This window comes from Ramlibacter sp. (assembly GCF_036383835.1).
Classification (GTDB): Bacteria; Pseudomonadota; Gammaproteobacteria; order Burkholderiales; family Burkholderiaceae_C; genus Ramlibacter.
In genome coordinates, this window is the sequence record NZ_DASVNN010000005.1 from 1 (window position 1) to 21,146 (window position 21,146).

At 69.2% G+C, this 21,146-nt stretch carries 21 protein-coding genes and 2 riboswitches; of the genes, 12 read left to right on the forward strand and 9 right to left on the reverse strand.

All coding sequences use genetic code 11. From position 1 onward, the window contains the following. Nucleotides 1-414: 414 nt before the first annotated feature. Nucleotides 415-495, forward strand: a riboswitch (glycine riboswitch). 11 nt (nt 496-506) lie between these two features. Beyond that, a riboswitch (glycine riboswitch) is annotated at nt 507-611 on the forward strand. Between the two features lie 42 nt (nt 612-653). From gcvT to VF522_RS00600, 5 genes are all read left to right on the forward strand, one after another. Beyond that, nucleotides 654-1,808, forward strand: coding sequence for a glycine cleavage system aminomethyltransferase GcvT (gene gcvT / locus VF522_RS00580; RefSeq protein ID WP_330906249.1), 1,155 nt, complete (start codon nt 654-656; stop codon nt 1,806-1,808). A 10-nt stretch (nt 1,809-1,818) separates the two neighbouring features. After that, nucleotides 1,819-2,193 carry a glycine cleavage system protein GcvH gene (gene gcvH, locus VF522_RS00585; RefSeq protein WP_330906250.1) on the forward strand — a complete coding sequence of 125 codons (375 nt, stop codon included), beginning with the start codon at nt 1,819-1,821 and terminating at the stop codon, nt 2,191-2,193. A gap of 4 nt (nt 2,194-2,197) precedes the next feature. After that, nucleotides 2,198-5,080 carry an aminomethyl-transferring glycine dehydrogenase gene (gene gcvP / locus VF522_RS00590; RefSeq protein ID WP_330906251.1) on the forward strand — a complete coding sequence of 961 codons (2,883 nt, stop codon included), beginning with the start codon at nt 2,198-2,200 and terminating at the stop codon, nt 5,078-5,080. Nucleotides 5,081-5,162: 82 nt separating this feature from the next. Further along, the gene (locus tag VF522_RS00595) at nt 5,163-5,906 is read left to right on the forward strand and encodes a sulfite exporter TauE/SafE family protein (RefSeq protein ID WP_330906252.1); all 744 of its coding nucleotides are present in this window, start codon (nt 5,163-5,165) and stop codon (nt 5,904-5,906) included. An 82-nt stretch (nt 5,907-5,988) separates the two neighbouring features. Then, the gene (locus VF522_RS00600; protein ID WP_330906253.1) at nt 5,989-6,378 is read left to right on the forward strand and encodes a response regulator transcription factor; all 390 of its coding nucleotides are present in this window, start codon (nt 5,989-5,991) and stop codon (nt 6,376-6,378) included. Between the two features lie 86 nt (nt 6,379-6,464). On the opposite strand, the gene VF522_RS00605 is transcribed toward VF522_RS00600, so the two are convergent. The 8 genes from VF522_RS00605 to VF522_RS00640 all read right to left on the reverse strand — a co-directional run bounded on the left by VF522_RS00605 (nt 6,465) and on the right by VF522_RS00640 (nt 13,043). Then, nucleotides 6,465-7,142 (reverse strand): DsbA family oxidoreductase, encoded by a 678-nt coding sequence (locus tag VF522_RS00605; protein WP_330906254.1) that lies wholly within the window; start codon nt 7,140-7,142, stop codon nt 6,465-6,467. Between the two features lie 92 nt (nt 7,143-7,234). Further along, nucleotides 7,235-8,239: an SDR family oxidoreductase gene (locus VF522_RS00610; protein WP_330906255.1), complete on the reverse strand. Its 1,005-nt coding sequence runs from the start codon at nt 8,237-8,239 to the stop codon at nt 7,235-7,237. An 87-nt stretch (nt 8,240-8,326) separates the two neighbouring features. Further along, the gene (locus tag VF522_RS00615; protein WP_330906256.1) at nt 8,327-9,352 is read right to left on the reverse strand and encodes an aldo/keto reductase; all 1,026 of its coding nucleotides are present in this window, start codon (nt 9,350-9,352) and stop codon (nt 8,327-8,329) included. A 43-nt stretch (nt 9,353-9,395) separates the two neighbouring features. Further along, nucleotides 9,396-9,584, reverse strand: a complete 189-nt coding sequence (locus tag VF522_RS00620) for a DUF3606 domain-containing protein (protein WP_330906257.1) — start codon at nt 9,582-9,584, stop codon at nt 9,396-9,398. Between the two features lie 86 nt (nt 9,585-9,670). Beyond that, nucleotides 9,671-10,102 carry a signal peptide prediction gene (locus VF522_RS00625; RefSeq protein ID WP_330906258.1) on the reverse strand — a complete coding sequence of 144 codons (432 nt, stop codon included), beginning with the start codon at nt 10,100-10,102 and terminating at the stop codon, nt 9,671-9,673. Nucleotides 10,103-10,161: 59 nt separating this feature from the next. Further along, nucleotides 10,162-11,346 carry an MFS transporter gene (locus VF522_RS00630; protein WP_330906259.1) on the reverse strand — a complete coding sequence of 395 codons (1,185 nt, stop codon included), beginning with the start codon at nt 11,344-11,346 and terminating at the stop codon, nt 10,162-10,164. Nucleotides 11,347-11,350: 4 nt separating this feature from the next. Then, nucleotides 11,351-12,448, reverse strand: a complete 1,098-nt coding sequence (aroC, locus tag VF522_RS00635) for a chorismate synthase (protein ID WP_330906261.1) — start codon at nt 12,446-12,448, stop codon at nt 11,351-11,353. A 130-nt stretch (nt 12,449-12,578) separates the two neighbouring features. Further along, on the reverse strand, nt 12,579-13,043 hold the full coding sequence (locus tag VF522_RS00640; protein ID WP_330906262.1) for a CBS domain-containing protein: 465 nt from the start codon (nt 13,041-13,043) through the stop codon (nt 12,579-12,581). Nucleotides 13,044-13,143: 100 nt separating this feature from the next. On the opposite strand from VF522_RS00640, the gene VF522_RS00645 reads away from it, so the two are divergent. Genes VF522_RS00645 through VF522_RS00655 form a run of 3 tightly spaced genes read left to right on the forward strand, consistent with a single transcriptional unit; the run spans nt 13,144 to nt 16,533 of the window. Further along, nucleotides 13,144-14,439: an O-acetylhomoserine aminocarboxypropyltransferase gene (locus VF522_RS00645; protein WP_330906264.1), complete on the forward strand. Its 1,296-nt coding sequence runs from the start codon at nt 13,144-13,146 to the stop codon at nt 14,437-14,439. A gap of 11 nt (nt 14,440-14,450) precedes the next feature. Further along, on the forward strand, nt 14,451-15,257 hold the full coding sequence (locus VF522_RS00650) for an alpha/beta hydrolase (protein ID WP_330906265.1): 807 nt from the start codon (nt 14,451-14,453) through the stop codon (nt 15,255-15,257). Between the two features lie 19 nt (nt 15,258-15,276). Then, nucleotides 15,277-16,533: a cytochrome P450 gene (locus tag VF522_RS00655; RefSeq protein WP_330906266.1), complete on the forward strand. Its 1,257-nt coding sequence runs from the start codon at nt 15,277-15,279 to the stop codon at nt 16,531-16,533. A 203-nt stretch (nt 16,534-16,736) separates the two neighbouring features. Here the strand turns inward: VF522_RS00655 and VF522_RS00660 are convergent, their stop codons facing one another. Continuing rightward, nucleotides 16,737-17,939, reverse strand: a complete 1,203-nt coding sequence (locus tag VF522_RS00660) for a YihY family inner membrane protein (RefSeq protein ID WP_330906267.1) — start codon at nt 17,937-17,939, stop codon at nt 16,737-16,739. A 23-nt stretch (nt 17,940-17,962) separates the two neighbouring features. Here VF522_RS00660 and VF522_RS00665 point away from each other — a divergent pair, with 23 nt between their 5' ends. The 4 genes from VF522_RS00665 to VF522_RS00680 all read left to right on the forward strand — a co-directional run bounded on the left by VF522_RS00665 (nt 17,963) and on the right by VF522_RS00680 (nt 21,146). Then, entirely contained in the window at nt 17,963-18,343 is a 381-nt protein-coding gene (locus VF522_RS00665; protein ID WP_330906268.1) for a DUF2069 domain-containing protein, read from the forward strand. Then, nucleotides 18,340-19,749 carry an FAD-binding oxidoreductase gene (locus VF522_RS00670; RefSeq protein ID WP_330906269.1) on the forward strand — a complete coding sequence of 470 codons (1,410 nt, stop codon included), beginning with the start codon at nt 18,340-18,342 and terminating at the stop codon, nt 19,747-19,749. Before VF522_RS00665 ends, VF522_RS00670 begins: the two co-directional genes overlap by 4 nt. An 81-nt stretch (nt 19,750-19,830) precedes the next feature. Next, nucleotides 19,831-20,646 carry a thymidylate synthase gene (locus VF522_RS00675; protein WP_330906270.1) on the forward strand — a complete coding sequence of 272 codons (816 nt, stop codon included), beginning with the start codon at nt 19,831-19,833 and terminating at the stop codon, nt 20,644-20,646. Between the two features lie 2 nt (nt 20,647-20,648). Beyond that, a complete protein-coding gene (locus VF522_RS00680; protein ID WP_330906282.1) occupies nt 20,649-21,146 on the forward strand; it encodes a dihydrofolate reductase in 498 nt (165 codons plus the stop codon).

Consider the following 21,146-nt stretch of genomic DNA (forward strand, 5'->3'; position numbering starts at 1 on the left):
GCTGCCAGCCCCCGTGCGGGCGGGGCCGGGGTCGCGCATGAAGGCATGGCGCCTGCGAGGACCGGGCAGGCGGCCCAGCGCGGCTACGAGAGCGAAGCGTATCGAGCCGTGCGTACGATTCTGACTCGCGACACCGGTGCCTGAGCGGAGTGTTTGGCCGCGCGCGGGCAAACACGCAGCGAGTTCGGTCGCGGGGGCCGCCTGCCCGGTCCTCGCAGGTTTGCCGAAGCGCCGCAGGCGCGAAGGACGCCATGCCAGCGCGACTCCGGCCCCGCCCGCGCGGGGGCTGGCAGCCGGCGCGATGCGAAAAAGCGGGAAGCGGCGCAGCCGCTTCAACAGGAAGCCCTGGGCCCCCGCCTTCGCGGGGGTGACGAAGGAGAGGCCGCGGGATGACGCACAGCTCTGCGGCTACAATCCGCCGCGTCAGGAGAGAGTTCCCCCGAGGGAACCGCCGAAGGCGCAACAACGCTCAGGCAAAAGGACTGGCAAGCGTCCCGTTCGCGGGGCGCCACCTTGCTGGAGAGAGGCCGCACCGACGAGTTGCGGTCCACCGAAGGAGCAAGCCCTCGCGAAGGGTGAATCTCTCAGGTAAAGCGGACAGCACGGGCCCATCCATCGTCTGTACGATGGTTCCTCGCCCCGTTGGAGTCCGCGTGTCCACCTCTCAAGAAGAGCTTCAGAAGACCCCCCTGCATGCCCTGCACCTGGAACTCGGTGCGCGCATGGTGCCCTTCGCCGGCTACTCCATGCCGGTGCAGTATCCCGCCGGCCTGATGGCCGAGCACCTCCACACCCGCACGAGCGCCGGCCTGTTCGACGTGTCGCACATGGGCCAGCTGCGCCTCGTGGGACCGCAGGCGGCCGCGGCCCTCGAATCGCTGATGCCGGTGGACGTGATCGACCTCGCGCCCGGCCGGCAGCGCTACGGTCTGCTGCTCACCGACGAGGGCACGATCATCGACGACCTGATGTTCGTCAACCGCGGCGCCGACCTGTTCGTCATCGTCAACGGCGCCTGCAAGGCGGGCGACCTCCAGCACATGCAGGACCGCATCGGCGCGCGCTGCCAGGTGATCCCCCTGCCCGACCGCGGCCTGCTCGCCTTGCAGGGGCCCAAGGCGGTCGATGCACTGGAGCGCCTCGTGCCCGGCGTCGAAAAGCTGGTGTTCATGACGGGCGCGGCTTTCGACTGGAAGGGCGCCGACCTGTTCGTCACCCGCAGCGGCTACACCGGCGAGGATGGCTTCGAGATTTCCGTGCCGGCCGCGCAAGCGGAAGCACTCGCGCGCGCGCTGCTCGACCAGCCGGAAGTGAAGCCGGTCGGCCTCGGTGCACGCAACTCGCTGCGTCTCGAAGCGGGCCTGTGCCTGTACGGCAACGACATCGACACCACCACCACGCCGGTGGAAGCGGCGCTCACCTGGGCCATCCAGAAGGTGCGCCGCACCGGCGGCGCGCGGGCCGGCGGCTTCCCGGGTGCAGCCGAGGTGCTGGCGCAGCTGGACGGCACCGAGCCGCTGGCGCGCAAGCGCGTGGGCCTGGTGGCCGGCGAGCGCGTGCCCGTGCGCGAGCACACCGAGCTCCACGCCGTGCAGGGCGCCGGCAGCCAGGCGCTGCGCGTCGGCGAGGTCACCAGCGGCCTGCTCGGTCCCAGTATCAACCAGCCGATCGCCATGGGCTACGTGCCGCCGCAGCTCGCCGTGGTGGGCACGCGCATCGACGCCATGGTCCGCGGCAAGGCGGTGCCCATGCAGGTGAGCGCCATGCCCTTCGTCCCGAATCGTTATCACCGCGGCCCGGCCGCCTAGGAGAAGAAACATGACCCTCAAGTACACGTCCGACCACGAGTGGATCCAGCTGGAGCAGGACGCTGCCACCGTGGGCATCACGGTGCACGCGCAGGACGCGCTGGGCGACGTGGTGTTCGTCGACCTGCCGGAAGTCGGGCGCACGTACAACAAGGGCGAAGTGGCGGGCGTCGTCGAGTCGGTGAAAGCCGCCGCCGACGTCTTCATGCCGCTCGACGGCGAGATCACCGAGGTCAACGAGGACCTGCGCAACGACCCGTCCAAGGCCAACAAGGACCCGATGGGCGGAGGCTGGTTCTTCAAGATCCGCCTGCAGGACCGGAGCCAGCTCGATGCGCTGATGGACGAGCCGGCTTACCAGAAGTTCGTCAAAGAGACCACCTGACCGCATGTTGATGCAATCCGCCCGGCCGCTCGGCGAGCTGGAGAACCCTTCCGAATTCATTCCCCGCCACATCGGCATCGCCGAAGCCGACGAGCGCCACATGCTCTCGCTGATCGGCGAGGCGTCGCGCCGCGCGCTGGTCGAAGGCATCGTGCCGCGCGCCATCGCCCGCAGCAACGCGATGCGCCTGCCGGCGCCGGTGACGGAAGCCGCGGCGCTGGCCGAACTGCGCGCGATCGCGCAGCGCAACCAGGTCTTCCGCAGCTTCATCGGCCAGGGCTACCACGGCACCTTCACGCCCGGCGTGATCCTGCGCAACATCCTCGAGAACCCGGCCTGGTACACGGCCTACACGCCCTACCAGGCGGAGATCAGCCAGGGCCGCATGGAGGCGCTGGTCAACTTCCAGACGATGGTCTGCGACCTCACGGCCATGCCGATCGCCAACGCGTCGATGCTGGACGAAGCGACGGCCGCCGCGGAAGCGATGACGCTGGCCAAGCGCAGCGTGAAGAGCAAGAGCAGCAACTTCATCGTCGCCGGCGACTGCCATCCGCAGACCATCGAGGTGGTGCAGACGCGCGCGAAGCCCCTGGGCATCCACGTGCTGGTCGGCTTTGCGCCCAAGCTGATGGAGGAGAACGACTACTTCGGCGTGCTGGCGCAGTACCCCTCCACCGCCGGCATGATCCACGACATGCGCCCCTACGTGCAGCTGGCGCACGCGAAGCAGGCGGCCTTCATCGTCGCCGCGGACCTGCTCGCCCTGGCGCTGCTCGCGCCTCCCGGCGAATGGGGCGCCGACATCGTGGTCGGCACCACCCAGCGCTTCGGCATGCCCATGGGCGCGGGCGGCCCGCACGCGGCCTACCTCGCCTGCCGCGACGAATTCAAGCGCTCCATGCCCGGCCGGCTGGTGGGCGTCAGCGTGGACTCGCACGGCAACCCCGCCTACCGGCTCGCGCTGCAGACCCGCGAGCAGCACATCCGCCGCGAGAAGGCCACGTCGAACATCTGCACGGCCCAGGTGCTGCCGGCGGTCGTCGCCAGCATGTACGCGGTCTACCATGGGCCGCAGGGGCTCAGGCGCATCGCGCAGCGCGTTGCCGCGCTCACCTCGGTGCTCGCGGAAGGCCTGAAGCAGATGGGCTGGCAGCTCACCTCGGCCAGCGCCTTCGACACGCTCACCGTGCGCACCGACGAAGCGACGGCGATGATCTCCAGCCGCGCGCACGCGGCCCGCGCGAACCTGCGCAATACCTTCCCCGGTTGCCTGGGCATCTCGCTGGACGAGACCAGCACGCGCGAGGACGTGAAGAAGCTCTGGTCCTTCTTCGCCAAGCCGGGACAGGCGCTGCCCGACTTCGCGGCTTTCGAAAAAGGCATCGAGCCCCTGATCCCGCAGGAACTGCGCCGCAGCAGCGAGTACCTCACGCACCCGGTCTTCAACACGCACCACAGCGAGACCGGCATGCTGCGCTACATCCGCGGCCTGTCCGACAAGGACCTCGCGCTGGACCGCACCATGATCCCGCTGGGCAGCTGCACGATGAAGCTGAACGCCACCAGCGAGATGATCCCCATCACCTGGCCCGAGTTCGCGCACGTGCACCCCTTCGCGCCGCGCGACCAGCTGCAAGGCTACGCCGAGCTCGACGAGCAGCTGCGCGCCTGGCTGTGCCAGGCCACCGGCTACGCCGGCATCAGCCTGCAGCCCAATGCCGGCTCGCAGGGCGAATACGCCGGCCTGCTGGCGATCCAGGCCTGGCACGAGAGCCGCGGCCAGGGCCACCGCAAGATCTGCCTGATCCCCTCCTCCGCGCACGGCACCAACCCGGCGAGCGCGCAGATGGTGGGCATGCAGGTGGTGGTCACGGCCTGCGACGACAACGGCAACGTCGACCTCGCCGACCTGAAGGCCAAGTGCGAACAGCACAGCGCCAACCTCGCCTGCATCATGATCACCTACCCGAGCACGCACGGCGTGTTCGAGCAGCAGGTCAAGGAGCTGTGCGCGCTGGTGCACCGGCACGGCGGCCGCGTGTACGTGGACGGCGCCAACATGAACGCGCTGGTCGGCGTGGCGGCGCCGGGCGAGTTCGGCGGCGACGTGAGCCACCTGAACCTGCACAAGACCTTCTGCATCCCGCACGGCGGCGGCGGCCCCGGCGTCGGCCCGGTGTGCGTGGTGGAGGACCTCGTGCCCTTCCTGCCCGGCCACAAGGCGGGCGGCCTGCCGGAGCATCCGGTGGGCGCCGTGTCGGCCGCGCCGCTGGGCAACGCGGCGGTGCTTCCCATCAGCTGGATGTACTGCCGCATGATGGGCGCCGAAGGCCTCACGCAGGCCACCGAAGTGGCGATCCTCAGCGCCAACTACATCAGCGCGCGCCTGCGCGACCACTACCCCACGCTGTACGCGAGCCCCAACGGCCACGTGGCCCACGAGTGCATCCTCGACCTGCGGCCGCTGAAGGAAACCAGCGGCGTGATGGCCGAGGACGTCGCCAAGCGGCTGATCGACTACGGCTTCCACGCGCCGACGCTGTCCTTCCCGGTGCCCAACACGCTGATGGTGGAACCCACCGAGAGCGAGACGCTGGAGGAGATCGACCGCTTCTGCGACGCGATGATCGCGATCCGCGAGGAGATCCGGAAGATCGAAGGCGGCGAATGGCCGCAGGACGACAACCCGCTGAAGAACGCGCCGCACACCGCCGCGACGCTGCTGAAGGGCGAGTGGACGCATGCGTATCCGCGCGAGGCGGGCGCGGCGGTGCTGGATGAGCGCCGCCACGCCAAGTACTGGCCGCCGGTGGGCCGCGTCGACAACGTGTACGGCGACCGCAACCTGTTCTGCAGCTGCGTGCCGATGTCGGCGTACGAATGACGCCTTGTCATTGCGGGCTCGACCCGCAATCCACGCCATCGCGCGTCCCTGGATCCCGGGTCAAGCCCGGGATGACAACGATTTGGAACTGATCCTCGTCATCGCCTTCGGCGCCGCCCTCGCCGGATTCGTGCAGGGGCTGTCCGGCTTCGGCTTCGGACTCACCGCCATGGCGCTGTGGGCCTGGACGCTGGAGCCGCGTCTCGCCGCCGCGCTCGCGGTGGTGGGCGGCCTCACGGGCCAGCTGCTCGCCGCGTTCACCGTGCGCCGCGGCTGGGACCTGCGCGCGCTGCTGCCCTTTCTGGTGGGCGGGCTCGCGGGACTGCCCTTCGGGCTGTGGCTGCTGCCGCGGCTCGACGTGCCGCTGTTCAAGTTGGTGCTGGGCGCCATGCTGGTGGTCATCTGCGCGCTGATGTTCTTCGCGGCGCGGCTGCCGAAGATCCGCGGCGGGCGCGCGGGCGATGCGCTCGCGGGCGCGGCCGGCGGCATGATGGGCGGCCTCGGCGGCTTCACCGGCGTCGTGCCGACGCTCTGGTGCACCGTGCGCGGCCTCGACAAGGAGCGCCAGCGCGCGATCATCCAGAACTTCAACCTGGCGATGCTGATGGTGACCTTCACCACCTACCTCGCCACCGGCGTCGTCGATCGCGCGATGCTGCCCCTGCTGGCGATCGTGCCGCCGGCGGTGCTGGTCCCCGTGCTGCTGGGCACCCGCGTCTACGTGGGCATCAGCGAGATCGCCTTCCGCCGGGTGGTGCTCGGCCTGCTGTTCGCCAGCGGCCTGGCGCTGCTCGTCGCCTCCCTCCCGGTGTTGCTGGCGCGCTAGCGGCCCTTCGGGCAGGGGCGCCTTTCGGTGCACAATGGACCGGACGCGCCGGCGCTACGGACAGGCGCGCGGGGGAGAATCCTTGGCCCTGAAGGCATTCATCGTGGAAGACCAGCCGGCTGTCCGGGACAGCCTGGTGGAAGCCATCGAGGAACTGGCCGGCATCGAAACGGCCGGCTGGGCCGCCGATCAGAAGTCCGCCCTCGCCTGGCTGCGCGATCCCGCCAACGCGTGGGACATCGCGATCATCGACCTCGTGCTGGAAGCCGGCGGCAGCGGCTTCGCCGTGCTGCAGGCCATGCGCGGCCGGCCGGCCACGCAGAAGATGGTGGTGCTCACCGGCAGCGCGAATCCGCAGGTGCGGCGCCACTGCGAGGAGATGGGCGCCGACGGCGTGTTCGACAAGGCGATGGAGACGGAGGCGATGCTGGATTACTGCGTCGCGCTGGCGCGCGCGGCGGGCGGGCATTAGGCGGCGAAGCTGGGGTTGCACCCCAGCCTACGGGATCCATGCGTCGGCTGTTCGTAGGCTGGGGTGCAACCCCAGCTTCCCGTGACCTAAACCTCCGTCGTCGCCGACCCCGCCGGCTGCGCCGCGATCTGCCGCAAGGCCTGCTCGAAGATCTCCGGCGGCTGGCCACCCTGGATCAGGTGCCGGTCGTTCACGATCACCGACGGCACCGCATGGATGCCGAGCTGCTGGAAATGCCGCTCGCGCTCGCGCACTTCGTCGGCGTAGCGATCGCTCTTCAACACCTCCTCGGCCTGCGCGCGGTCCAGCCCCACCGATGCCGCGGCGTCCGCGAGCACGGCCCGGTCCGCCGGGCTGCGCCCTTCGCCGTGATAGGACTTCAGCAGCGCCATCTTGAGATCGCGCTGCTGCCGCGCGCCCTGCTCGCCCGCCCACATCAGCAGCCGGTGCGCATCGAAGGTGTTCCAGACGCGCCCGCGGCCTTCCTTGCGGAACTCGAAACCGACCGCGGCACCGCGCGCAGCGATGCCGGCGCGCGCCTGCGCCTGCTGCTCCGGCGTGCTGCCGTACTTCTGCGTCAGGTGTTCGGTGACGTCCTGCCCTTCCGGTCCCATCTGCGGATTGAGCTCGAAGGGCTGGAAGTGCAGGTCGACCTGCACGTCGTCCTTGATCTGGTCGAGTGCGCGCTCGAGCGCGGCGAGGCCGACCGCGCACCAGGGGCAGGCGACGTCGGAGACGAAGTCGATATGGAGGGTTTGGGGCATGGCGCATTCTCGTCATTCCCGCGCAGGCGGGAATCCAGGGCATTCCAAAAACCCTTGAACGCCCTGGGTCCCCGCCTGCGCCGGGATGACATTCAGCTCCCGATCGACCCCGTCACCGGCAATACGATCCCCGTGATGTAGCTCGCGCAAGCCGGCGAGGCCAGGAACACATAGGCCGGCGACAGCTCCTCCGGCTGCGCCGGGCGCTTGAACTCGGTCTGCTTGCCGAACTCGACGATCTCCTGCGCGCTGCGGTCGGCCGGATTGAGCGGCGTCCACACCGGCCCGGGCGCGACGGCGTTCACGCGGATGCCCTTCTCGATCAGGCTGGCTGCCAGCGACATCGTGAAGGCGTGGATCGCGCCCTTGGTCGCCGAGTAGTCCAGCAGCTGCTTGCTGCCCTTCAGCCCCACCACCGAACCGGTGTTGATGATGCATGCGCCTTTCTTCAGGTGCGGCTCCGCGGCGCGCGCCATGTAGAAGTAGCCGTAGATGTTGGTCTTGAAGGTTTCGTCCAGGCGCTCGTCCGTGATGTCCTGCAGCGAATGCGCATGCTCCTGGAAGGCGGCGTTGTTGACCAGGATGTCCAGCTTGCCGAGCTCCTTCACCGTCTTCCCGACGGCGGCATTGCAGAACTTCGCGTCCTTCACATCGCCCGGGATCAGCAGGCACTTGCGCCCTTCCTTCTCGACGCAGCGTTTCGTCTCCTGCGCATCCTCGTGCGAGGCGAGGTAGACGATCGCCACATCGGCGCCCTCGCGCGCATAGAGCACCGCCACCGCGCGGCCGATGCCCGAATCGCCGCCCGTGACCAGCGCCACCATGCCCTGCAGCTTTTCGCTGCCCTTGTAGTGCGGCGCCATGAACTGCGGCTTGAGCTGCATGTCGGCTTCCAGGCCCGGCTTTTCCAGGTGCTGCGCCGGCAGTTCCTCGGGATAGCTGCGGTGGCCCGTCTGCACCGCGCCCTTCTTCTCGCCGCCGGAGCCCTCGCCCGGTTCCTTGCGGTCCTGTTCACGCTGCAGCTCGCGCTGCTTCTCCGCCGTGGCTTCATTGGCGCCCGCGCGCGTGTTGTCCTTGGCAGCCGGCTTCTTGTCCATGGAGACTTCCTTTCGCAAGCCTCCATGGTGCGGCGATGCGCGGAGGCGTCGCCGAGGACGAGCGCGGAGCGGCCCGTGGGAGCGGGCCTACGCGTGTCCCAGCACCGGATGCGGTTCGTACGCCGCTTCCAGCGCGCGGACCTCTTCGGCCGTGAGGCTCACTTCCGGCGCGGCCACGGCCTGGTCCAGCTGGGGGATCTTGCTGGCGCCGACGATGGGCGCGGTCACGCCCTTGTGCAGCAGCCAGGCATAGGCCAGCGTGGCATTGCTCACGCCCTTCTTCTGAGCGAGCGCGCCGAGGTTTTCCACCACCTTGAAATCGCTGTCGCGATAGTAGTAGTTCTGCGCGATGTCGTCGGTCTGCGCGCGCGAGGTCTGGCCGGCCGCCTTGTCGTCCTTGCCGCGGTTGCCGGCGAGGAAGCCGCGCGCCAGCGGACTCCAGGGGATGAGGCCCACGCCCTGGTCGCGGCACAGCGGGATCATCTCGCGCTCTTCCTCGCGGTAGGCGAGGTTGTAGTGGTTCTGCATGCTCACGAAAGGCGTCCAGCCGCGCTCCTTCGCGATCTGCTGCATCTTCGCGAACTGCCAGGCGAACATGCTGCTGGCGCCGAGGTAGCGCACCTTGCCGGCCTTCACCACGTCGTGCAGCGCTTCCATGGTCTCTTCCATCGTCGTCTCGGGATCGAGGCGGTGGATCTGGTACAGGTCGATGTAGTCGGTGCCCAGGCGCTGCAGGCTCTGGTCCACCGCGTGGAAGATGCGCTTGCGCGAAAGCCCGTCCCTGTTGGGCCGCTTCTGCGGCCGGCCGCCGGCGGATGCGCCGCCCGGTGCGTTGACGTCCACCGGATGGAACACCTTGGTGGCGACCACGACTTCCTCGCGGCGGCAGAACTCCTTGAGGAACCTGCCGGTGAGCACCTCGCTCTCGCCGCCCGAATACATGTCGGCGGTGTCGAAGAAGTTGATGCCCAGCTCCACCGCGTGGCGCACGACGGGCCGCGAGGCTTCCTCGTCGAGGATCCAGGGCCGCCAGCGCGGCGTGCCGTAGGTCATCATGCCCAGGCAGATGCGCGATACCTTCAGGCCCGTGCGGCCCAGGCGCGTGTACTCCATTGCTTTCCCCTCCATGGGCCGGCGGCGGCCGGCCGTTGTGACGTCAGTGCGATGCCTGCTTCTTGTGGCGCAGGTAGCGCTCCACTTCCTCCACCTGGTGGCCCGCGTGATGCACGGCGTCGCGCAGCTGGTCCATGCTCACGTCGAAGACGCGGCACCAGAACTGCACGTCCGTCTGGCTCGTCAGGTCGATGAGGCGCGGGGACGTCGAAGGGCCGGGCGTGTTGTCCATGGGATTGCTCCTTGTTGCCAGCGCCGGAATGATGACGCGAATCGCGCGAGCCTGCAGCAGGGACGGACCTTAGGACCCAAGCGCACCTAGGCACGCCGTTGCTCGACCGCGCGCCGCCGCGGCGTGGCCGCGTAGGCCTGCCGCTCGAAGTGGTTCTCGCGGTAGGGATTGCGCCCGCGCAGCAGCTGCAGCAGGCTGGACAGGAAATAGGCCGGCACGAACAGCGGACCCCAGCGCTCGTACTGCCGCACGTGCACGCGCTCGTGGGCCCGCAGTTGCACCAGGGCCGAGCGGTCCACCGCCAGGATCACGTGGCCCAGCGTCATCGCGGAGAAACGCAGCGGTTCGGGCAGGTGCGCCAGCGCCGAACCCAGGCGGCCGCCGAATACCTCGATCACGCCGAAATGCGCCCGCGCCTGGGCGCCGAACACGGACGCCAACGCGCCGAGCAGCAGCCCCAGCAAGGTGTAGGGGGCGGCCCAGAGATAACGCAGCAGGCGGGTAGCGGCCTTGGCCATGATCCGCATTGTGCGGCGGGCGCGGATTTCCTGCTGGGGCGTGCCCGCGCGAGCCGGCGTCAGACGCTTTCCTGGCGCTCCAGCCACTGCACGCGCAGTGCACAGGCCAATGCGACCAACCCGAGCAGCGCCGCGGCCCCGAACAGCGCCTGGAAACCCCAGCGCGAGGCGATCGCGCCGCCGGCCAGCACCCCCAGCACGCCGCCGAAGCCATACCCGGTGACGGTGAAGAGCGCCTGCCCGCGCCCGCGCAGGCGGCCGGGAAAGTGCCGCGTCACCATCGCGATGCACGCGGTGTGATGCGTGGCGAAGGTCAGTGCGTGCAGCACCTGGGCCAGGTACAGCGCGGCGAGCCATCCGCCCAGTCCGGCGGTCATCGCCATGCGCAGCGCGGTGGCGCCGGCGCAGATCGCCAGCCAGGTCTCCATGCGATAGCGGACGATCAGCCGCCCCTGCGCGTAGAACCAGGCGATCTCCACGATCACCGACACCGCCCACAGCGCGCCGATGGTGGACTTGCCGTAGCCCAGCGAATCCAGGTACAGCGAGAAGAAGGCGTAGATGGCGAAGTGCGCCATCACGTGGAACAGCAGCGAGGCGAAGAACCAGCGCACCACGGGCTGCGCGAGCGCGGCGGCGATCGCGCCCTGCGGCGCGTGGTCCGCGTGGTGCGGCGCCTCCGTCACGTTGGGCAGCCACCAGGTGCAGGCCAGGACGGCCGCCAGCGTCACCGCTGCCCAGGCCGGGAAGCTGCCCATGCCGGAGCGCTCGAACCAGGCGCCGGCCGCGAACACGGTGACCATGAAGCCGGCCGAACCCCACAGGCGCACCTTGCCGTAGCGGCCCCAGTCGCCGGCGACCAGGTGCGCCATCGCGGCTTCGGTGAGCGACATCATCGAGCTGGTGTGCGTGAAAAGCAGCAGCAGCACCAGCCCGATCCACCAGGCGCCGCCGGGCATCCACAGCCCCAGCGAGGCCACCAGCGCGATGGCCGCGCTGACGCGCAGCAGCTTCACGCGCTCGCCCGTGTGGTCGCTGAGCGCGCCCCAGGCATAGGGCGCGAACACGCGGGTGAAGGACTGCACCGAGGCCAGCAGGCTGATCACGGTGATCGGCAGCCCCTGCTCCTTCAGCCACAGCGGCAGGTAGGGATTGAAGAAGCCGATATGGGCGAAGTAGCTCGCCGAAAGCGCGCCGAACGGGACCAGCTGGCGGAATCCCACCGCCGTGCCGGGACCGCTCATGCGATCAGAGGAAGGAGGAAGCGATGGGGGCCAGCGGCGATTCGACGTCGCCGCACTGGGCGCGGTGGCGCAGCGCGAGGTCCATGACCACCAGCGCCAGCATCGCCTCGGCGATCGGCGTCGCGCGGATGCCCACGCAGGGATCGTGGCGGCCCTTGGTGATCACCTGCGTCGCCTGGCCCTGCAGGTCGATGGTGTCGCGCGGCGTGACGATCGAACTGGTGGGCTTGATCGCGATGGAGACTTCGAGGTCCTGCCCGGTGCTGATGCCGCCCAGCACGCCGCCGGCGTTGTTGGTGGCGAAGCCGGTGGGCGTGAGCGAGTCGCCATGGACGGTGCCGCGCTGCGCCACGCTGGCGAAGCCGGCGCCGATCTCCACGCCCTTGACCGCGTTGATGCCCATCATCGCGTAGGCGATCTCGGCATCGAGCTTGTCGAACAGCGGCTGGCCCAGGCCGGCCGGCATGCCGCTGGCCGTGACGCGGATGCGCGCGCCGCAGGAATCGCCCGCCTTGCGCAGGGTGTCCATGTAGGCCTCGAGCTGCGAGACGTCGGCGACCGGCGCGAAGAAGGGGTTGTCCGGCACGTGGTCCCAGCTCTCGAACGGGATCGCGACCTCGCCGATCTGCTGCATGCAGCCGCGGAAGGTGGTGCCGTACTGCTGCTGCAGCCATTTCTTCGCCACGGCGCCGGCGGCCACCATGGGCGCCGTCAGGCGGGCCGAGGCGCGGCCGCCGCCGCGCGGGTCGCGCAGGCCGTACTTCTGCAGGTAGGTGTAGTCGGCATGGCCGGGGCGGAACTTCTGCGCCACCTCCGAGTAGTCCTTGCTGCGCTGGTCCGTGTTGCGGATCAGCAGGCACAGCGCGGTGCCGGTGGTCTTGCCCTCGTAGACGCCCGAGAGGATCTCGACCTTGTCCTCTTCCTGCCGCTGGGTGACGTGGCGGCTGGTGCCGGGCCGGCGGCGGTCGAGGTCCGGCTGGATGTCGGCTTCCGACAGCGGCATGCCGGGCGGGCAGCCGTCGATCACGCAGCCGATGGCAGGCCCGTGCGACTCGCCGAAGTTGGTGACCGCGAAGGACTTGCCGAAGGTGTTGCCGCTCATGGGGGGATTATCCCATCGCCCCCGTCACCCCCGCGCAGGCGGGGGCCCAGGGCGCCCAAAAACGAAAGCGGCCCGCCAGGCCGCTTTCGCTGAGATGCTCTGGATCCCCGCCTGCGCGGGGACGACGGGATCAGAGGGATGCCGTCGGCTGCGAATCTTCCGAAGCCGGCCAGTCGCGGATGTACGCCTTGAGCATCCGGTTCTCGAAGTTCTGGCTGTCGACCACCGCCTTGGCGACGTCGTAGAAGCTGATCACGCCCATGAGCATGCGCTTGTCCATCACCGGCATGTAGCGGGCATGGCGCTCCAGCATCATGCGGCGCACTTCGTCGAGTTCGGTTTCGAGCGTGCAGGTGAGCGGGTGGTCGTCCATCGCGGTGCGCACGATCGTCTGGCCGACGCTGTGCTGGTTGGCGACGATGCACTGGATCACTTCGCGGAAGGTGAGCATGCCCACCAGGTCGCCGTGGTCCATCACCACCAGCGAGCCGATGTCCTTTTCGGCCATGATGTCGATGGCGCGCGACAGGGGCTCGTCGGGCTTGACCGTGTAGAGGGTGTTGCCCTTCACGCGCAGGATGTCGCTGACTTTCATGCTGTCTCCTTGGCTCGCCGCCGCACTGCCGGGAGGGGCGGGTCCAAAGGAATATAGCCCACAATCCGGGGCAGTTCCATACAGAAGAGGGATTCGCCTTATGGCTGGTTACTCCGACCCCGGCTTCGACACACTGGCACTGCACGCCGGCGCCGCGCCCGACCCCGCCACGGGGGCCCGGGCCGTGCCGATCCACCTGAGCACTTCCTTCGTCTTCGAGTCCAGCGACCATGCCGCGGCGCTGTTCAACCTGGAGCGTTCCGGGCACGTCTATTCGCGCATCAGCAATCCGACGAACGCGGTGCTGGAACAGCGCGTGGCCGCCCTCGAAGGCGGCATCGGCGCCATCGCCACCGCCAGCGGACAGGCGGCCCTGCACCTGTGCATCGCCACGCTGATGGGTGCGGGTTCGCACATCGTGGCCAGCACGGCGCTGTACGGCGGCTCGCAGAACCTGCTGCACTACACGATGCGGCGCTTCGGCATCGAAACGACCTTCGTCAAGCCCGGCGACATCGACGGCTGGCGTGCCGCGATCCGTCCGGAGACGAAGTTGTTGTTCGGTGAAACCGTCGGTAACCCCGGCCTGGACGTGCTGGACCTCCCCACCATTTCGCAGGTCGCGCACGAGGCCGGCCTGCCGCTGGTGGTGGACTCGACCTTCACCACGCCCTGGCTGATGAAGCCCTTCGACTTCGGCGCCGACCTCGTCTATCACTCGGCCACCAAGTTCCTCTCCGGCCACGGCACGGTGATCGGCGGCGTGGTGGTGGACGGCGGCAGCTTCGACTGGGACCGCTCGGGCAAGTTCGCCGAACTCACCGCGCCCTACGAAGGTTTCCACAACATGGTGTTCACGGAGGAGTCGACCGTGGGCGCCTTCCTGCTGCGCGCGCGCCGCGAAGGCCTGCGCGACTTCGGCGCCAGCATGAGCCCGCACACGGCCTGGCTGATCCTGCAGGGCATCGAGACCTTGCCGCTGCGCATGGCGCGGCACATGTCCAATACCGAAAAGGTCGTCGAGTTCCTCGCCGCCCATCCCTTCGTGGAGCGCGTCGGCCATCCGTTGCTGGAGTCGCATCCCAGCCATGCGCTGGCGAAGAAGCTGCTGCCGCGCGGCGCCGGTTCGGTGTTCAGCTTCGACATGAAGGGCAGCCGCGAACAGGGCAAGCGTTTCATCGAAGCGCTGAAACTCTTCAGCCACCTCGCCAACGTCGGCGACTGCCGCTCCCTGGTGATCCACCCGGCCAGCACGACGCACTTCCGCATGACCGACGAGGCGCTCGCGAGCGCCGGCATCGGACCGGGCACGATCCGGCTGTCGATCGGGCTGGAGGATCCGGACGACCTGATCGAGGACCTGAAGCGGGCGCTGAAGGCGGCGGAAAAGGCCTGAGGAGCGACGACATGGAACTCACCGTCAACGGCGCCAGGACCTTCTGCTACACCGGCGGCAAGCCTTTCGATGCCGCAAAGCCCACGGTCGTCTTCCTCCACGGCGTGCTGAACGACCACAGCGTGTGGATCCTTCAAACGCGCTGGTTCGCGCACCATGGCTGGAACGTGCTGGCCGTGGACCTGCCGGGGCATTGCAGGAGCGAGGGCGAACCGCCGAAGAGCGTGGAAGAGGCGGCCGGCTTCTTGATCGCGCTGCTCGATGCGGCGGGCGTGACGAGGGCCGCACTCGTCGGACACAGCTTCGGCGCCCTGGTCGCCCTGGAGGCCGCAGCGCGCGCGCCCGACCGGGTGACGCAGCTGGCGCTGGTCGGCGTGGCCTTCCCCATGAAGGTCTCGCCGGCGCTGCTGGAGAACTCGCAGCACCAGCCGATGAAGGCCATCGACATGGTGAACGTGTACTCGCACGCACTGATGGCGCCGCCGCCTTCCGCGCTGGGGCCGGGCACCTGGCTGTACGGCGGTTCGCGCGCGCTGATGCGGCGCGTGCTCGCGAGCAATCCTCGCGTCAACGTCTTCCATCGCGGCTTCGTCGCCTGCGACAGCTATGCGGGCGGCGACGCGGCGATGGAGAAGGTGCAGTGCCCGGTGCTGTTCGTGCTGGGGAAGGCCGATGCGATGACGCCGCCGAAGGCCGCGCAGTCGCTGCAGAAGAAGGCGCGCGACGCGAGAACCGTGGTCGTCGAGGGCGGCCACCAGATGATGGTGGAAGCGCCCGACCCGGTGCTGTTCGCCCTCAAGGACTTCCTGCGGGCCTGACATGCAGGTCACGCCGCCCATGAGCCCCGGGCGGGCGCGCGAGATCGCGGCGTCGCTGGACCTGCGCGCCCTGCCCCCGGACTTCTACGCCAATCCGTTTCCGGTCTACGCCGCGCTGCGCGGGAGCGAACCGGTGCGGCGCATGCCCGACGGCTCCTGGTTCCTCACGCGCCATGCGGACCTCGTGCAGGTGTACCGCGACGCGCACTGCTTCAGCTCCGACAAGAAGGTGGAGTTCACGCCCAAGTACGGCGCCGGCTCGGCGCTGCTGGAGCACCACACGACCAGCCTGGTGTTCAACGACCCGCCGCTGCACACCCGCGTGCGCAAGCTGATCATGGGCGCGCTCACGCGGCGGGCGATCGCCGACATGGAGCCCGGCCTGATCCTGCTGGTGGAGACCCTGCTCGATGGCATCGAGGCCAAGGGCGGCGGCGACCTGGTCGAGGACTTCGCCTCCGCCATTCCCGTGGAGATCATCGGCAACCTGCTCGCCGTGCCGCGCGACGAGCGCGGGCCGTTGCGCGGCTGGTCGCTGGCGATCCTGGGCGCGCTGGAACCGAAGCTCACGCCCGAACAGGAAGCGGCGGGCAACCGCAGCGTGCGCGAGTTCCTCGACTACCTGAAGGTGCTGGTGGCGGACCGCCGCAAGTACCCGGGCGATCCGGAGCACGACGTGCTCACGCGGCTGGTGCAGGGCGAGGACGCCGGCGAGAAGCTCACCGAGACCGAGCTGCTGCAGAACTGCGTGTTCATCCTCAATGCGGGCCACGAGACCACCACCAACCTCATCGGCAACGCGCTGGCCGCGCTCGAGGAATGGCCGCAGGAGAAGGAGCGGCTGCTGCGGGCGATCGGCGAACGTCCGGACTGGGACGCGCTGGAGCCGGCGATGACTCTGGCGGTCGACGAATTCCTGCGCTTCGAATCGTCGAACCAGCTGGGAAACCGGCGGGCGCTGCAGGCGTGCGAGGTGGGCGGGGTCGCATTGGCGGAAGGCGCGCTGGTGACGTTGTGCATCGGCGCGGCCAATCGCGATCCGGCGCAGTTCGCCGATCCGGACGTGCTGGACCTGCGGCGGGAGAACAACCGGCACCTGGCGTTCGGCTTCGGGATCCACCAGTGCGCGGGGTTGAGCCTCGCGCGGCTGGAGGGCAAGGTCGCGATCGGAAGGTTTCTGGCACGGTTTCCGCGGTATCGGCTCACGGAGATGCCCACGCGCGGTGGGCGGGCGCGGTTCCGGGGATTCCTCGAGGCGCCGTTTGCGCTGGAGTGATCGTCGGGATTCGGCGCTTCGAATCGCTGGGGTTGCACCCCAGCCTACGGGGAGCCGGACTTCGTAGGCTGGGGTGCAACCCCAGCGTTCCCGCCAACTACGGAATACCCGTTCCCCGTAGGTCGGCGGTGAGCGCGCGCAGCGCCGAACCCCGACGCAAGACTTCGTAGGCTGGGGTGCAACCCCAGCGTTCCCGCCAACGCCTAGAGCACGTCCTTCAGATACACCTGCGACAACCGCCCCGTCTGCCACAGCTTCGCCGTCGCATCCGACGCCGGCAGCAGCAGGTGCCGCATCAGCGGCTCCAGCGCCGTCGCCTGCGCATCCGCCAGCAGCACGTAGCGCGTGCCCTCCTGGTCGTCGATCTCGTTCAGGCGGCCGATCCAGTCCAGCTGCACCAGGGTCTGCAGCACCGGTTCCAGCTGCAGCACGTCCACTTCCATCGTCGCCGCGAGTTCGATCGCCGACAGCCCGCGGCGCACGCCCGCGCGCGCCTCGTGCAGCTGCTGCAGCACCTCCAGCGCCAGCTGGAACTGCCACCCATGCGCTCCGCCGCGCCGCTTCGGCGCGGCCAGCAGGCTGGGCAGATACGCCGCCACCACCGCCCCCAGCAGCACGATCGACCACGCGATGTAGATCCACACCAGCAGGATCGGCACGGTGGCGAAGGCGCCGTACACCACCGAATAGGTCGGCACCTTGCCGATGTACCAGGCCAGCAGGCGCTTGGCGATCTCGATGCCGAGGGCCGCCGCGATGCCGCCGGCAATCGCATGCGTGCGCCGCACCGGCGTGTTCGGCACGTACTTGTAGAGCGCGGTGAGCGCCAGGGCCAGCACCGCGAACTCCACCATGTCGATCAGGAAGGCCAGGAAACCGGGCAGCGCCGCCACCACGCCGCGCGAGGCGGAGATCACGTAGGAGGTGGTGGCGAGGCTGACCGCCAGCAGCATCGGCCCCAGCGTGATCGCCGCCCAGTAGATCAGCACCCGCTGGCCCAACGGCCGCGGACGGCGCACGCGCCAGATGCCGTTGAGCGTGCGGTCGATGGTGAGCACCAGCGCCACCGCGCTGGCGACCAGCGCCGCGAGGCCCACGCCACCGAGGCGGCTCGCCTTGCCCGCGAACTGCGTGAGGTAGCCGAGCACCTGGCGCGCGATCGCATCCGGCACCAGGCTCTGCACCAGCCATTGCTGCAGGTTCGACTGCAGCTTGGAGAAGATCGGGAAGGCGGTGAACAGCGCCAGGGCCACCGTGAAGAACGGCACCAGCGCGATCGTCGTGGTGAAGGTCAGGCTGCTGGCGGAGAGGCCCAGGCGGTCCTCCCGGAAGCGCTCGCGCAGGGTCAGCGCGGTGGAACGCCAGGGGAAGCGCGCGAGGTCGGCAAGCAGCTGGCGGGGTTGCATCGGCCGCTATGATGCCATTCGCCATGCAGTCCTCCGAAGCCGTCGTCGTTCCCCGTGCCGTCGAAACGACACGCTGGCTGGCCGTGGGGAGCCTGCTGGGGCTGATCGTCCTGGGGCTCGCCTGGGAGCTGTGGCTGGCGCCGCTGCGTCCCGGCGGCAGCCTGTGGGCGGTGAAGGTGCTGCCCCTGTGCCTGCCGCTGCCCGGCCTGCTGAAGCGGCGCATGTACACCTACCGCTGGACCAGCCTGCTGGTCTGGTTCTACTTCCTGGAAGGCGCGGTGCGCGCCACCAGCGAGCGCGGCCCCGCCGTGCCGCTGGCCATCCTCGAAGTGCTCCTGAGCCTCGTCCTCTTCGCCGCCTGCGCACTGCACGTGCGCATCCGGCTGCGCAACGCCAAGCCATGAACGACCTGATCACCCGCCTCCGCGCCGCCGTCGGCGCCTCCAACGTCTTGACCGAAGGCGACCTGAGCGCCTACGAGATGGACTGGCGCAAGCGCGCGCAAGGCAAGGCGCTCGCCGTGGTGCGGCCCGCCTCCACCGGGGAAGTCGCGGCCGTCGTGCGGGCCTGCGCCGAGGCCGGCATCTCCATCGTGCCGCAGGGCGGCAACACCGGGATGGTGGTGGGGTCCACGCCGGATGCGAGCGGCCGCCAGGTGGTCCTGAGCCTCACCCGCATGAACCGCATCCGCGGCATCGACGCCGGCAACCTCACGGTGACGGTGGACGCCGGCTGCGTGCTGCAGAACGTGCAGGAAGCCGCCGAAGCCGCGGGCTTCCTCTTTCCCCTGAGCCTCGCCGCGGAAGGCAGCTGCACGATCGGCGGCAACCTCGGAACCAATGCGGGCGGCACGCAGGTGGTCCGCTACGGCAACACGCGCGACCTGTGCCTGGGCCTGGAGGTCGTGAACGCGCAGGGCGAAGTCTGGGAGGGCCTGTCGGGCCTGCGCAAGGACAACACCGGCTACGACCTGCGGGACCTGTTCATCGGCAGCGAGGGCACGCTGGGCGTGATCACCGGCGCCACCCTGAAGCTCTATCCGCTGCCGAAGGCGACGCTGACCGCCTGGGCCGCCGTGCCGTCGATGGACGCCGCGCTGCAGCTGCTCGGGCTGGCGCACCGGCACCTTGGCGCCGGCCTCACCGGTTTCGAGGTGATGGGCCAGTTCGCCCTGAGCCTGGTGGTCAGGCACATGCCGCAGCTGCGCGTGCCCTTCCAGGCCGAGAGCCCTTACGGCGTGCTGCTGGAGACGTCCGACCAGGAGTCGGAGGAACACGCCCGCGGGCAGTTCGAGCGGCTGCTGGAAGTGGCGCTGGAGGAAGGCTGCGCCACCGACGCCGTGGTGGCCGAGAACATCGCCCAGGCCCGCGCGCTGTGGAACGTGCGCGAGCACATCCCGCTGGCGCAGGCCGAGGAAGGCCTGAACATCAAGCACGACATCTCGATCCCGGTGTCGAAGATCCCGGCCTTCTGCGCCGAGACCGACGCCCTGCTGCAGCGCGAGATCGCCGGCGTGCGGCTGGTCAATTTCGGCCACATGGGCGACGGGAACCTGCACTACAACGTGCAGGCGCCGGAAGGCGGCGACATGCAGGCCTTCCTGCGGGACCAGGAGGAGCGCGTCAACACCCTGGTGTACGACCAGGTGCAGCGCTTCGGCGGCTCGATCTCGGCGGAGCACGGCATCGGCACGCTGAAGGCGGAGAAGCTCCCCCACTACAAGTCGCCGGTGGCGCTGCAGATGATGCAGGCCGTAAAAAAGGCCCTGGATCCGCAGAACATCATGAATCCGGGGAAAGTTCTCGGTTGACGGGCCGGAGCGCCCCCAGCGCCCCCACCCCGGCCCTCCCCCGGAGGGGGAGGGGGAAGGAAATCCCCGGATAATCGCGCCATGACCGCGCCCCGCCCCGTCCGCTCCCAGTACGAGGACTTCATGCGCCATGTGTACGCGCATGGCACGCCCAAGACCGACCGGACGGGCACCGGCACGCGCAGCGTGTTCGGCTACCAGATGCGCTTCGACCTGAACGAGGGCTTCCCGCTGGTGACGACCAAGAAGGTCCACCTGAAGTCCATCATCGTCGAACTGCTCTGGTTCCTGCAGGGCTCCAGCGACAACAACTGGCTGCGCGAACGCGGCGTGACGATCTGGGACGAATGGGCGCGCGAGGACGGCGACCTCGGGCCCGTGTACGGCGTGCAGTGGCGCAGCTGGCCGACGCCCGACGGCGGCCACATCGACCAGATCGCCGAGGCGATCAGGACGATCAGGACGAATCCGGATTCGCGCCGCATCATCGTGAGCGCCTGGAACGTCGCCGACATCCCGAAGATGGCGCTGGCGCCCTGCCATGCCTTCTTCCAGTTCTACGTGGCGGACGGCAAGCTGTCCTGCCAGCTGTACCAGCGCAGCGCCGACATCTTCCTGGGCGTGCCCTTCAACATCGCGAGCTACGCGCTGCTCACGCACATGATCGCGCAGCAATGCGACCTGGCCGTGGGCGACTTCATCTGGACCGGCGGCGACTGCCACATCTACAGCAACCACCACGAGCAGGTGGAGCTGCAGCTCTCGCGCCAGCCCTACCCCTACCCCACGCTGAACATCAAGCGCAAGCCGGCCTCGATCCTCGACTACCGGTTCGAGGACTTCGAGGTGCTCGACTACCAGTGCCACGGCGCGATCAAGGCGCCGGTGGCGGTATGAGCGTGAAGCTCGGGCTGATCTACGCCCAGGCCCGCAACGGGGTGATCGGCAAGGGCGGCGTGCTGCCCTGGCACCTCCCCGAGGACCTGGCCCACTTCAAGCGCACCACCCTGGGCGCGCCCGTGATCATGGGCCGCAGGACCTGGGATTCGCTGCCGCCGCGCTTCCGGCCGCTGCCGGGACGCAGGAACGTCGTGATCACGCGCGATGCGCAATTGCAGGCTCCCGGCGCCGAGCGCGCCGGCACCCTGGCCGAGGCGATCGCCCTGTGCGCCGGAGCCGAGACCGCCTGGATCACCGGCGGCGCGGAGATCTTCCGCCTGGCGATCCCGCATTCGCACCTCGCCGTCGTCACCGAGATCGATGCGGATTTCGAAGGCGACGTGCACGCGCCCGAACTCGGCCCCACCTGGAAGGAAACCGCACGCGAGCGCCACGTCGGTGCCAACGGAATCGCCTTCAGCTTCGTTACGTACGAGAACACGCACCCGGAGAATTGA